Consider the following 13,296-nt stretch of genomic DNA (forward strand, 5'->3'; position numbering starts at 1 on the left):
TCTGAACCAGCAGGTAGGCGGTTCTTTAGTAGTAGGGCTAGGGCTTGACCGATGCCACCAGCGGCACCAATAACAGCTACTTTCATTGTTATTCTCCTTGAGAGATTTCTCTTATAAATTCTTGGTAGGGTAGTTCTTGAGCTAAATTATGGTTAAAAAAATATATTAATCACAAAGTGATTACAATCAATTAACGCCAGCTTTGCGACTTCGCGCAAGTCAATAAAACCGTGCTACACAGCAAGTTCGCATTATGGCGATAATCGACTGAAATAACAAAATAAGTCGACACTAATAACACATTATTCTATTAAATTTTTACAGTGATATGACTAACAAATTGCCGTGATATTTTAGCTAAAATTGAATATGTATGCGAGAATATGCAAACATCTTTGTTAAAGAATAAGAATGACATATGCGCAATACAGAAAAACAAGACAACTTAGTTCGTGCTTTTAAATCATTACTAAAAGAAGAACGTTTTGGTTCGCAAGGCGAGATTGTCGATGCCCTCAAACATGAAGGTTTTGAAAGTATCAACCAATCTAAAGTTTCGCGTATGTTAACTAAGTTTGGTGCAGTTCGAACTCGTAATGCAAAAATGGAGATGGTTTACTGTCTTCCTGCTGAACTTGGTGTTCCGACAGTTTCTAGCTCTCTGAGAGAATTAGTATTAGATATCGACCACAACAATGCATTGGTGGTGATACATACCGGCCCAGGTGCGGCGCAGCTTATTGCTCGTTTATTGGACTCATTAGGTAAGTCGGAAGGTATACTAGGTGTCGTTGCAGGCGATGATACTATCTTCATCACGCCAACCTTGTCAGTTACCACGAAGCAATTGTTTGATTCTGTGTGCGAACTGTTTGAATACGCAGGATAATTGGTCACAGTTTCATAACCATAAACCTGATTAATGGATCACGAACACCGATTCGCTTCGTGATCCAAATCACATCCTAGAATATCTATCTCCCCCTCTTCAAACACCACTAAACCATTGATTTTAAAAAACTCAGTAGCAAATCAAACACAAGATCTAACCGTCATTTGTTAGATTTTTTAGCTATATCTTTTAACATTTGAGTAATTTTCTGCCAATTTTTGATATTATTCAGCCACTTTTTCATCACATGGATTGAAAAAGGTGCCGTTTCCAAATAGGAAACTCCAGAAACGACTACACTTGTTTCAGGGTTAATAATGAATAAAGGAAGGGAAATTCATGGCATTTACCAAACTTATTAAAGTTGGGGCTATTGCAGCTGCTGTAATGGGCGCTGGCGCAGTTAACGCTCAAGAGTTCATCACAATTGGTACAGGTTCAGTAACGGGTGTTTACTACCCAACTGGTGGTGCTATTTGTAAGCTTGTGAACAAAGGCCGCAAAGACCACAACATTCGTTGTTCTGTAGAATCTACTGGTGGTTCGATCTACAACGTTAACACCATCCGTGCTGGTGAACTAGATTTCGGTGTTGTTCAATCGGACTGGCAATACCACGGCTACAACGGTACAAGTAAATTCAAAGATCAGGGCGAATACAAAAAACTTCGCGCTATGTTCTCTCTACATACAGAACCGTTCAACATCATCGCTCGTACCGATGCTGGTATCAACAATGTGTCTGACCTAGCAGGTAAGCGTGTAAACATTGGGAACCCAGGCTCTGGTGACCGTGCAACGATGGGTGTTGTAATGGACGCTATGGGTTGGACTAACGATAGCTTCAAGCTTGCTTCTGAACTTAAAGGTTCTGAGCGTTCACAAGCTCTTTGTGACAACAAGATTGATGCATTCATCTACATGGTTGGTCACCCGAACGGATCAATCAAAGAAGCAACGACTTCTTGTGATGCAAAACTGGTTTCTGCAACTGGTCCACAAATCGACAAGATCGTAGCTGAAAACCCATACTACGCATACAGCACAGTTCCAGCTGGCATGTACCGTGGTACAGATGCTGACGTAAACAGCTTCGGTGTTGCTGCAACTATGGTAACAACGTCTGACGTTTCTGATGAAGTCGCATACAACGTTGCTAAAGCGGTATTTGAAAACTTCGCTACATTCAAACGCCTGCACCCAGCATTTGCGAACCTGAAGAAAGAAGACATGGTTAAAGCGGGTATCTCAATCCCTCTTCACCCTGGCGCAGTAAAATACTACAAAGAAGTAGGCCTTCTAAAGTAATTCTACTTTAAGCCTACTCTACCAATAAGGAGGCATGTCCTCCTTATTGGCTTTTCACGTTTTATAAAAATAACCCAAGTGAAAAGAGACAAACCTTTAAGTTTCTCCAATTTGGCGAACTTACCTTCGTATCAAGCCTAAGACAAAGACGAACAAAAAACGCATGTCCCTATCCATTCGCTACACTAGATAGGAAATAAATAACGTCTCGTTGTTCGTAAGAAAGGCAGACCATCAATAATAAGGATAAAGTACATGACGCAGACAACATCACCGTCTCCAGATGTGCAAGAAATGGTGGCACAATCAGACACTGGTGCGCGTAGCCCTCGCGGTATCCAAGGCCGTATTTTATGGTTTGTGCCTCTATGTTGGTCACTGTTCCAACTTTGGTATGCATCCCCGCTGCCGTTCATTTTTAACTTCGCAATTTTAAACGACACTGAAGCTCGAGCAATTCATCTTACGTTTGCCATCTTCCTAGCCTTTACCGCTTACCCAGCAATGAAAAATTCACCTCGGGATAGAATTCCTGCGGTCGACTGGATATTAGCGCTGGTTGGTAGCTTTTCAGCTTCGTATATCTATATTTTCTATACTCAACTCGCTGAACGTTCAGGCGCGCCAACAACATTCGATATTGTTGCTGCTGTATTTGGTATGGTTCTACTGCTTGAAGCAACACGACGCGCTTTAGGTCCACCTCTTATGGTTGTGGCTGCAGTCTTCCTACTTTATACCTTTGGCGGCCCTCACATGCCGGACGTTATCGCCCATAAAGGTGCAAGCCTGAACAAGGCAATGTCGCATCTGTGGCTAACAACTGAAGGTGTATTCGGTGTTGCTCTTGGCGTCTCTACGTCATTCGTATTCTTGTTTGTACTGTTTGGTGCAATGCTAGAACGCGCAGGCGCAGGTGCTTACTTCATCAAGGTAGCGTTCTCTTTACTTGGCCACATGAAAGGTGGCCCAGCGAAAGCAGCCGTTGTTGCTTCTGGCCTATCCGGTCTTGTGTCTGGTTCATCTATCGCTAACGTGGTAACCACGGGTACTTTTACGATCCCTCTAATGAAAAGAGTCGGATTCTCAGGTGAAAAAGCCGGTGCTGTAGAAGTTGCCGCTTCAACCAATGGTCAATTAACTCCACCAATCATGGGTGCTGCTGCATTCTTGATGGTTGAATATGTGGGTATCTCGTATGTAGAAGTGATTAAAGCGGCGCTATTGCCTGCTCTTATCTCTTACATCGCCTTGATTTACATTGTTCACTTAGAAGCATGTAAAGCAGGTATGACTGGCCTACCTCGTCGCCACACACCAACTATCGTACAAAGCTTACTGTCTTTCACTGGTACCATTCTTGGGCTATGTGTCATCAGTGCTGCGGTTTACTACGGTGTCGGCTGGACGAAAGATGTCTTTGGCGATGCAGCGACACCTATTGTTACCGTTGCTCTATTGATCTCTTATGTAGCCTTGGTTCGAGTATCAGCAAAATATGCCGCTGAAGGTGGCATGGACATCGATGCCGAGCTAACAGAAGTACCCGATCCAGGCCCAACCATTAAGTCTGGTTTACATTTCCTATTGCCTATCGTGGTTCTTGTTTGGTGTCTGACTGTAGAGCGATTCTCTCCAGGTCTTTCTGCCTTCTGGGCAACGGTATTCATGATCTTCATTTTGATCACACAGCGTCCTTTGATGACTCTGATGAACAAATCTGACGATCTTGCAGAACAAACTAAAGCCGGTTTCGTTGATCTATTAGAGAGCTTGGTTTCAGGCGCTCGCAACATGATCGGTATCGGTGTAGCAACAGCTGCTGCGGGTACGGTTGTCGGCGTGGTGACTCTGACGGGTATCGGCTTGGTAATGACGGACTTCGTTGAGTTCATCTCAGGCGGTAGCATCATTCTTATGCTGCTATTCACTGCGGTAATCAGCTTAATCCTAGGTATGGGCTTACCAACAACGGCAAACTACATCGTTGTATCAACGCTGATGGCTCCGGTAATTGTTACCTTAGGCGCGGCGCATGGCCTGATCATCCCTCTGATTGCAGTTCACTTATTCGTGTTCTACTTCGGTATCTTAGCCGATGATACGCCTCCGGTTGGCTTGGCAGCCTTTGCGGCCGCCGCGATTGCAAAATCAGACCCGATCCGTACTGGTATTCAAGGCTTTACCTATGATATCCGGACCGCGATATTGCCATTCATGTTCATCTTCAATACCCAACTACTGTTGATGGGCATTGATTCTTGGTGGCATCTATTCCTCACTATCTTCTCTTCTGTGACGGCGGTACTTATCTTTGCCGCTGCAACGCAAGGTTGGTGGTTCACCAAGAACAAATGGTGGGAAACGATCCTATTATTGGTTCTAACTTTCTCTTTCTTCCGCCCTGGCTTCTGGTGGGACATGATTTATCCAGAGAAAGTTCTTTCACCTGGAGTTGAGATCGCTCAAATCACAGAAGGTCTATCTGTGGGACAATCTCTTGAGTTAAGAGTGGGTGGCGAAAACTTAGAAGGTGACTATTCTGAGAAGACGGTTCGCCTTCCATTTGAAGATTCTGCGACAACAAGTGAAGACCGCATTGCTTCAATGGGCTTAATGCTGACGAAATCTGAAGGCAAAATGATTGTCGATATGGTTGAGTTCGGTAGCCCAGCAGAAGCGGCTGGCATTGACTTTGATTGGGAAATTAAATCAGTTATCCAAGACGCAGAAAGACCAATGAAAGAGTGGGTATTCTTACCATCCCTACTCATTTTGATTGGCTTAGCGATGAACCAAAGAAGGCGTGCTCGTAAGGATGAGATTAGCGCGTAATGGATAGAGCCAAGTAGCGCTCAACTCTATTTGGCTTTATTACATGGAAAGGATAATCACAGCGCTTGGTCAATACTAAGCGCTGATAAAAAAGAGAAAAACACATGTATAAACAAATCCTTGTTCCTGTTGATCTTAACGACAAAGGCTTTTCTGACAAAGCTGTTGAATTAGCGGTATGGCACGCAAAGCACAGTAATGCTGAAATCCATATTCTGAACGTACTACCTGGCATTCACATGTCGATGGTGGCGTCTTACTTCCCGAAAGATGCAGCAAACCAAATGAAGCTCGATGTGAAAAATCAGCTGAAAGAGTTTGCAGACAAGTACATCGACGATGAAGTGGTTTATAAGGTTCACGTTGCCGAAGGTAAAACCTACACAACGATTCTAGATTACGCAGAAAAGCTTGGGGCAGATCTGATTGTGATGCCTAGTCATAAGCGCTCGAAAATCGACAAAGTGGTACTGGGTTCAGTGGCGAGTAAAGTCGTACAGAATTCACCAATCAATGTATTGGTCATCAAACCTCAAGGCTAATCGCTTCTGGCTTCTAGCTTCTAGCTTCTGGCAGATAAGCTAAGTCGAACGAAAGACAAAACATCTAAAAAGGTTGGCTCAAAGCCAACCTTTTTTATGTCTGAAGCTGAGTGTATAACCGCTTACTGCGGCTTAACTGACGAGATTCTGCGGCTTACCAGAAACAAAGGCATCAATGTTATCGATTAAGATATCAGACAGCTTTTGAATTGAGCTATCACTGCCCCACGCCACATGTGGCGTTAATAGTAAATTTGGCAAATGACTGTTAGCCAGTAATGGATTCGAGTTGTCAGCCGGTTCTTGTGTGAACACATCCATACCCGCGCCCGCAATCTCTTGATTTTTCAAAGCTTCAACTAAGGCTTGTTCATCCACGAGTCCACCGCGGCCAGCATTAACTAACACCGCATTTGGTTTCATTATTGCTAGCTCTCGCTCTGAAATCAGGTCTCGAGTCGCTTCGGTCAATGGGCAATGTAAGCTGATTGCATCTGCTTGTTGTAACACCGTATCAAAAGGCAGATACCCTTCTCGACAAGAGTCAGCCCCTTTACGCTCAGCAAATATTACGTTCATACCAATCGCTTTAGCCAATATCGCTGTTGCTTGTCCTAAGCCACCACTACCGATTAAGCCTAATGTACTGCCTGCAACATCTTGAATCGGATGAGTAAAGAAGCAGAATTGTTGATCCTTTTGCCACTCGCCGGCTTCGATGTCTTGATGGTAACCAACGAGATTACGCTTTAACGCAAACAGCATCGCTATAACATGTTCAGGTACCGATTGAGTCGCGTAACCTTGCACGTTTGTCACTGCGATATTGTTACTCTTACAGTAGCCAACATCGACATTATTCACACCCGTTGCTGAAACGGCTATTAGCTTAAGTTGTTCTGCTTGAGCTAAATTCGATTCGTTGAGCACCACCTTATTGGTAATAACCACATCAGCGCCTTCAATTCGTTCAGACACTTGCTCCGGCGAAGTGAAATCATATTCAACCCACTGATGTTCAAAGCGGAGAGGTTTTAAATGAATTTGAGATGGGATGGTGGCTCGGTCGAGAAAGACCACTTTCAACTTCGGCATTGTACGTCCTTGCATTGGTATTGATTTAACCATTCTAAGCTTTTAGCTTGCTGTAGTCTGGAAGCTCTGGCGCAATTTCAAAGTGCTGTTCAATTTGCGGTGATGCTTGAGGGTAAAACTCACACGGAACAAAGGCTTTGAAAAGCTGATTATTAGCCGGATGATAAAAGCTCAGTTCACACGCGTGCAGAGCTAACCTGTCACTATAGTTAAACGCATCTGGCGTTGCATAAAACTCGTCGCCAACGATTGGATTCCCTAGTTCCATGCAGTGAACACGTAACTGATGAGAGCGGCCAGTGATCGGCAGCAACTTCAACAATGCCGTTTGAGCCTCTTGTCGCTCCACCACATAGTGAGTCTGTGATGGCTTGCCATCCTCGAAGCACACCTTTTGTCTTGGTCGATTTGGCCAATCACAAATGAGCGGCAGATCAATCAAACCTTCTGCTTCTTCTACTGAACCCCATACTCGGGCGTAATAGAGTTTGTGTGTCAGTCGATATTGAAATTGCTTCTTCAAATGACGCTCAGCTTGTTTATGTTTAGCGAGCAGCATCAACCCCGATGTCGACATGTCCAGTCGATGCACCACCTGAATCTCCGCAAATTCGACAACCAACCGACTCCACATACTGTCGTAATGCTCTGGCAATCTCCCTGGCACCGAAAGCAGGCCTGCAGGCTTGTTCACCACAAGAATATCGTCATCTTGATAAACAATATCAATCCACGGTTCACACGGTGGTGTGTACTGTTCTAACGCCATTAAAGCCTCTTAATTACTAGTGAATAAATAATTTACGGTTGATTCGTTTATTAATAAATACAATTTTCAACATTTTTGTACATAAAAGTTGACGACCCTACAAAACATGGTATTGATAGGGTAACGGATAATAAGAAGTCAGCATCAAAGGAAAAATGATGGAAAGTACGGTTAAAACCACCAGCACAAAAACACCAACCTCAGCTCCCCTATCAAGTTTAATTAAGTCTCTTGGCCCAGGCATTATGATGGCTGCAGCAGCGGTAGGTGGCTCTCACTTAGTAGCCTCAACCAAGGCTGGTGCGATTTATGGTTGGCAGCTAGCCGCGCTTATTATCCTCGTAAACATATTTAAGTACCCGTTCTTCAAAGCTGGTATCCAATACACGCTAGGAACGGGTCAAAGCTTGGTGGAAGGTTACTCTAACCTAGGACGCCCATACCTTGTGATCTTTTCGATACTGAGTGCTATTTCCGCAGTCGTGAATACCGCAGCCTTGCTGTTATTCAGTGCGAGCCTACTCAGTTACTTTATTCCTTTCGATTTAGCCACCAGCACCTTGTGCATGATCGTTTTAGCGACCTGTTTGATCATTCTTTTTGCGGGCCATTACCGCGCGCTCGACACTCTCTCTAAAGCGATCATGGCGATCCTGACCATCACAACCTTAGCTGCTGTTGCGATTGCTATTGGCTCTCCAGTCGAACCTGATGCCGCTTTTGTGCCACCATCACCTTGGTCATTGGCAGCTATCGGATTTATCGTGGTGACGATGGGTTGGATGCCTGCGCCTATCGAGATCTCAAGCATCACCTCTATGTGGCTAAAAAGCCAAAAAGAGAAGCAAGAGGTGACGGCTCAGTCTGCACTGTTCGATTTCAACGTAGGCTACATTGGTACGGCATTGCTTGCATTGGTATTCGTTGCTTTAGGTGCTCTGGTACTTCACGGCTCGGGAATTGAATTGTCTCGCTCTGGCGTTGGCTTCACTCATCAGTTGGTCGGTATTTACGCCTCTACAATTGGTGAATGGTCTCGTCCACTGATCGCAATCGTCGCCTTCTTCTGTATCTTTGGCAGTACCATTACTGTTATCGATGGCTACTCACGCGTACTTGCTGAATCACAGCGTCTACTGCTTAAAAAAGAGAGCAGCCCAAGAATGCTACAAGGGTGGATAATCATCGTATCTATCGCTGCGCTAGCAATCGTAATGTTCTTTAGTGCAGCCTTGATGCCAATGCTCGATTTCGCGATGATACTCGCCTTTATCACAACCCCCTTCTTCGCATTACTGAATTTCATTTTGGTGAGCAAAGCAGAGCTACCTAAAGCGCTTGCGATTGGCACTAAGCTAAAATGGTTGTCTGTAGCAGGTCTGGTTTACCTATTTGGCTTCTTAGCTCTGTTCGTTTGGTGGAAATGGTTGATGTAATCAGCTATCCAAATTATTAGCCAAACTGCTAACCGAACTCTGAACTAAACTGTTAACCAAGCTACAGATACAAATAAGGCCTTCGTGATGAAGGCCTTATTTCGTTAAAGCGTCAAGCTAGCGATATTCTAGTTCTGGCTTAGTTGTGAGAAACCACAATCAAGCGTAACGAATCCAGCTGAACCTGAGCTTTACTGATGTAACCCGTCAGTTCATTGATTTGAGCTTCGATAACTTCTAGCTCTTCATCACGAATGTTAGGGTTCACCGCTTTAAGCGCTTGTAGACGCTCTAGTTCACCGTTCAAGTTGGTTTGCATATCTTTCTGGGCTTGCTGACGAACTTCTTCAACCTTCGGTAGTACATGCGTCTCACCGGCTTCAATTAGCTTGTGAATTTCACCCTGTACTGAATTCACCAACTTGCTTGCCAAGTGACGGTTCACAGGGCTTAGCTGACGGTTAAAGCTATCGAACTCAACCTGAGCAGATAAATCGTTACCACGACCATCCATCATCAAACGAATCGGCGTCTTAGGTAAGAACTGGCTGATACCGCTGCGCTTTGGCGCTTGTGCATCCACAAGGTAAACCAGCTCAAGCAGGATAGTACCAACAGGTAACGCTTTGTTTTTCAGTAGCGATACTGCTGACGCACCCACACCTTCACTCAATAGCAGATCAATACCACCCTGAATCATTGGGTGTTCCCAGCTAATGAAGTTCATGTCTTCACGAGACAGCGCAGTTTCACGATCAAACGTGATGGTTGCACCTTCATAAGGTAGGCCTGGGTAGCTTGGAACCATCATGTGCTCAGATGGCGTTACAACTAGCGCATTTTCACCCTTATCGTCTTGGTTCAAACCAATGGTATCGAACAGGCTCAGTGCAAAAGACACTAGATTAGTATCACCGTCAGTCGACGCGATCTTTTCTGCAATCTCATGCGCTTTTTCGCCGCCATTTGAGTGCATTTCTAGTAGGCGATCTCGGCCTTTTTCTAGATCCGATTTCAGGCTTTGGTTTAGCTTCGCTGACTCTTCAATCACTTCATCAAGTTGTTCGGTGTTACCAGAAGCCAACATCTCAATAAGAACATCAGAGTACTTGTCGTAAACTGTGCGACCCGTCGGACAAGTTTCCGCAAATGCATTCAGACCTTCATCGAACCAACGCGCTAGAATCGCTTGCGATGTGCCTTTTAGGTAAGGAACGTGAATGTCGATATCACGCAGCTGACCGATACGGTCCAAACGACCAATACGTTGCTCAAGCAAGTCTGGGTTGAATGGCAAATCGAACATCACTAACTGGTTAGCAAACTGGAAGTTACGACCTTCAGAGCCGATTTCACTACAGATAAGAACCTGAGCGCCACCCTCTTCTTGAGCAAAGTAAGCCGCGGCTTTATCACGCTCGAGAATTGACATGCCTTCGTGGAATACCGTTGCACGCACACCTTCACGCTCACGTAGTGCTTGCTCTAATTGAAGAGCAGTACTCGCACGAGAGGCGATCACTAGGATCTTTTCGCTGCGCTTATCTTGAATCTTTTCAATCAACCAGTTAACACGTGAATCGAACTGCCACCAGCTTGAATCTTCACCTTCAAACTCTTGGAAGATCTCTTCTGGGTACAGCATCTTCATCGCACGAGCTTCGGGAGCCATTTTGCCACCGATCATGCCTGATACACGCATAGAGGTTGTGTACTGCGTTGGAATATCCATCGGCAGTAGGTTTACATTACGCTTAGGGAAGCCTTTGATTGCAGCACGTGTGTTTCTGAAAAGAACACGACCTGTACCATGGCGATCCATAAGATTATCAATCAGTTCTTGGCGAGCTAACGCTTGCTCTTCTTCGCTGCTATCGCCCTCGATAACGCGGAATAGAGGCTCAACATCTTGTTCAGATAGAAGCTCAGTGATCTGATTCTTCGCGCTGTTTTCAAGCTTCACGCCAGAGAACAATGCCGTTACTGCATCAGCAACAGGGGCGTATTGGTCTTCTTCTTCCACGAATGCTTCGTAATCGTAGAAGCGATCAGGATCAAGCAGACGCAGACGTGCAAAGTGACTCTCACGACCCAGCTGTTCAGGGGTTGCTGTCAATAGCAGTACGCCAGAAGTATTTTCCGCTAATCCTTCAACCACTTGGTATTCTCGGCTCGGTTTGTCTTGGCTCCACTCAAGGTGGTGCGCTTCATCGACAACCAACAAATCCCACTCACCTTCAAGTGCTTGCTCGTAGCGCTTACGGCTCTTGCGTAGGAAATCCAAAGAACACAGAACGTATTGCTGTGTATCAAATGGGTTATCTGACTCCGCGAAGGCTTCAATACAACGCTCTTCGTCAAAGATAGAGAAGTGCAGGTTGAAACGGCGCATCATCTCTACTAACCATTGGTGTTGCAGAGTTTCAGGTACCACAATCAGAATGCGTTCAGCACGGCCAGACAACACCTGTTGGTGAATGATCATGCCTGCTTCAATGGTTTTACCTAGACCCACTTCATCAGCCAGTAAAACGCGCGGAGCGTGACGACGACCTACTTCATGAGCAATGTACAACTGATGAGGAATCAAACCAGCGCGCATACCACACAAGCCACGCATCGGGCTCTTATGTTGTTGGTATTGATTGCTTAACGCGCGGTAACGCAGCACAAAGTTATCCATACGGTCGATTTGACCTGCGTACAGCTTATCTTGTGGTTTGTTAAAGCGGATCTGGTTGCTTAAGAATATTTCACGCAGAGTCACCTCTGTCTCTTGAGTATCTTCACGAGTGCCCAAATAAGTCAGTAGCCCTTTATCTTCGATAACTTCTTCGACAGTTAGAGACCAGCCTTCTTGGCATTCGATGACATCGCCAACATTAAACGTTACTCGGGTTACGGGAGCATCAGTGCGTGCATAGACACGATTCTCTTCTGATGCTGCAAACATTACTGTCACTGTTCGAGCATCCATTGCTACAACGGTACCTAAACCTAAATCGCTCTCCGTATCGCTTATCCAGCGTTGCCCCAAAGCAAATGTCATGAATCGACTACCTCAATCTTATAGTTGGAATTTGGTCATGTTAACTGCAGTTTTAAACAAGAGCGTTATCGCGCTTGAACTAAAAATATAGCTAAAGATGCCTAGTTTGCAGCCACTTTTTAAGTGCGCTCTTAATAATAAATATCTCGAGAAAATGGTGCAGAAAAAGGTCGCTAATCTTACTCGATGCTGTGATTTAGGTCACGCCTAAAGGAGATGATTTCATACTTTTTTTCTGTTTTCGCCAGTGCAATCAAACTGTCAAAAAATCATGGGTAATCTATAGGTAGCAGATTGCTGCTCTCAAACGAATACGCCATATTCATTCACAACGATATGGCGATATTTCTCTAGATGAAGTTTAGGTGAGTAGTTGACTATCACCGGAATGAGATACTAATCTTTATATGAGCTTTATCTACGTTCAATGAATGCAAGGCAAGCCGCACGTCGGCAAGGAGATGCTATGGGCGAGACCAACCGGAAGCTATTTGTTTTAGACACTAATATCCTACTTCACGAACCCTTCGCTATATTTTCTTTCCAAGAGCACGATGTCGTTATCCCCATGACCGTGCTAGAAGAACTCGACAGAATCAAAGACAGTAAAAGAGACGTTGCTCGAGATGCGAGAATTGCGATTCGAACGCTCGAAGACTTGTTCAGGGAAGCCACACCAGACCAAATATCGGAAGGCATTCCTTTTTCTAAAGACATAAACGCATCTGGCAGTATTTCAATACTCGCTGATTACGAACTTCAAGAAAGCATCAAAGCGTTCGCCGATGACAAGGCAGGCGATAACCGAATCCTCAACGCAGTCCTCTACCTTCAAAACAAACGCGCGCCACGCGAAGTGGTTCTTATCACTAAAGACATCAACATGCGCTTACGAGCCAAAGGCGCTGGGGTCCGCTTTGTTGAAGACTATCAAACCGACCAATTGATTGATGACATCCAATACCTCACTAAAGGCTTTCAACAACTCGAAGGCTCATTCTGGGATGGCGTCGATAACGTCGAAAGTAGGAGTTTAGGCGGAAAAACGCTGCACACCCTAGCGAGAGCACCTTTCGATCCAACCTTCCTCAACCAATATGTGATTGACGAAGAAAGTGACTTTGCTGGTCGTGTAGAAGAGATTGAGGCCGAACGCATTACGCTCAGAGATCTCAGTCGAGAAAGGTTAATGAACCGCAAGACATGGGACATTACACCTAAGAATGTCTATCAAGGGATGGCGATTGATGCACTGCTCGACCCTGATATTGATCTGGTGATTCTAACGGGCGCAGCAGGTAGTGGTAAAACACTGTTAGCCATGGCTGCCGCACTTGAACAAACCATAGAGCGCAAACAATTCGATAAGA

The 13,296-nt window shown here is 45.0% G+C and carries 9 protein-coding genes; 6 read left to right on the plus strand and 3 right to left on the minus strand.

Translation table 11 applies throughout. The features are described from left to right. Positions 1–418: 418 nt before the first annotated feature. The 4 genes from argR to AACR09_RS22885 all read left to right on the plus strand — a co-directional run bounded on the left by argR (position 419) and on the right by AACR09_RS22885 (position 5,577). Positions 419–889 (plus strand): transcriptional regulator ArgR, encoded by a 471-nt coding sequence (gene argR, locus AACR09_RS22870; protein ID WP_004735909.1) that lies wholly within the window; start codon positions 419–421, stop codon positions 887–889. Positions 890–1,231: 342 nt separating this feature from the next. After that, positions 1,232–2,200 carry a TAXI family TRAP transporter solute-binding subunit gene (locus tag AACR09_RS22875; RefSeq protein WP_017078819.1) on the plus strand — a complete coding sequence of 323 codons (969 nt, stop codon included), beginning with the start codon at positions 1,232–1,234 and terminating at the stop codon, positions 2,198–2,200. A gap of 255 nt (positions 2,201–2,455) precedes the next feature. After that, positions 2,456–5,035 (plus strand): TRAP transporter permease, encoded by a 2,580-nt coding sequence (locus AACR09_RS22880; protein WP_017078820.1) that lies wholly within the window; start codon positions 2,456–2,458, stop codon positions 5,033–5,035. A 104-nt stretch (positions 5,036–5,139) separates the two neighbouring features. Next, positions 5,140–5,577 (plus strand): universal stress protein, encoded by a 438-nt coding sequence (locus tag AACR09_RS22885; protein ID WP_004735912.1) that lies wholly within the window; start codon positions 5,140–5,142, stop codon positions 5,575–5,577. A 132-nt stretch (positions 5,578–5,709) separates the two neighbouring features. Here AACR09_RS22885 and AACR09_RS22890 read toward each other — a convergent pair whose 3' ends face one another. Together AACR09_RS22890 and rluA are read right to left on the minus strand one after the other, a co-directional pair. Further along, complete coding sequence (locus AACR09_RS22890) at positions 5,710–6,672, minus strand: D-2-hydroxyacid dehydrogenase (protein ID WP_193835748.1); 963 nt, start codon at positions 6,670–6,672, stop codon at positions 5,710–5,712. 34 nt (positions 6,673–6,706) lie between these two features. Beyond that, entirely contained in the window at positions 6,707–7,441 is a 735-nt protein-coding gene (rluA, locus tag AACR09_RS22895; RefSeq protein ID WP_102535507.1) for a bifunctional tRNA pseudouridine(32) synthase/23S rRNA pseudouridine(746) synthase RluA, read from the minus strand. A 158-nt stretch (positions 7,442–7,599) separates the two neighbouring features. Here rluA and AACR09_RS22900 point away from each other — a divergent pair, with 158 nt between their 5' ends. After that, the gene (locus AACR09_RS22900) at positions 7,600–8,877 is read left to right on the plus strand and encodes an NRAMP family divalent metal transporter (protein WP_193835749.1); all 1,278 of its coding nucleotides are present in this window, start codon (positions 7,600–7,602) and stop codon (positions 8,875–8,877) included. 139 nt (positions 8,878–9,016) lie between these two features. Here the strand turns inward: AACR09_RS22900 and rapA are convergent, their stop codons facing one another. Then, entirely contained in the window at positions 9,017–11,926 is a 2,910-nt protein-coding gene (gene rapA / locus AACR09_RS22905; protein WP_017080869.1) for an RNA polymerase-associated protein RapA, read from the minus strand. Between the two features lie 466 nt (positions 11,927–12,392). Between rapA and AACR09_RS22910 the strand changes: the two genes are divergently transcribed. After that, positions 12,393–13,296: PhoH family protein (locus AACR09_RS22910; RefSeq protein ID WP_228010842.1), on the plus strand; the 904-nt coding region annotated here is incomplete at its 3' end.

This window comes from Vibrio sp. OPT20 (assembly GCF_963889365.1).
Classification (GTDB): domain Bacteria; phylum Pseudomonadota; class Gammaproteobacteria; order Enterobacterales; family Vibrionaceae; genus Vibrio; species Vibrio splendidus.

What these genes read in the sequence shown, in the direction of transcription:
- argR (WP_004735909.1), top strand. Translation starts at nt 419, where the DNA reads ATGCGCAATACAGAAAAACAAGACAACTTAGTTCGTGCTTTTAAATCA.
- AACR09_RS22880 (WP_017078820.1), top strand. Translation starts at nt 2,456, where the DNA reads ATGACGCAGACAACATCACCGTCTCCAGATGTGCAAGAAATGGTGGCA.
- AACR09_RS22890 (WP_193835748.1), bottom strand. Translation starts at nt 6,672, where the DNA reads ATGCCGAAGTTGAAAGTGGTCTTTCTCGACCGAGCCACCATCCCATCT.
- rluA (WP_102535507.1), bottom strand. Translation starts at nt 7,441, where the DNA reads ATGGCGTTAGAACAGTACACACCACCGTGTGAACCGTGGATTGATATT.
- rapA (WP_017080869.1), bottom strand. Translation starts at nt 11,926, where the DNA reads ATGACATTTGCTTTGGGGCAACGCTGGATAAGCGATACGGAGAGCGAT.
- AACR09_RS22875 (WP_017078819.1), top strand. Translation starts at nt 1,232, where the DNA reads ATGGCATTTACCAAACTTATTAAAGTTGGGGCTATTGCAGCTGCTGTA.
- AACR09_RS22885 (WP_004735912.1), top strand. Translation starts at nt 5,140, where the DNA reads ATGTATAAACAAATCCTTGTTCCTGTTGATCTTAACGACAAAGGCTTT.
- AACR09_RS22900 (WP_193835749.1), top strand. Translation starts at nt 7,600, where the DNA reads ATGGAAAGTACGGTTAAAACCACCAGCACAAAAACACCAACCTCAGCT.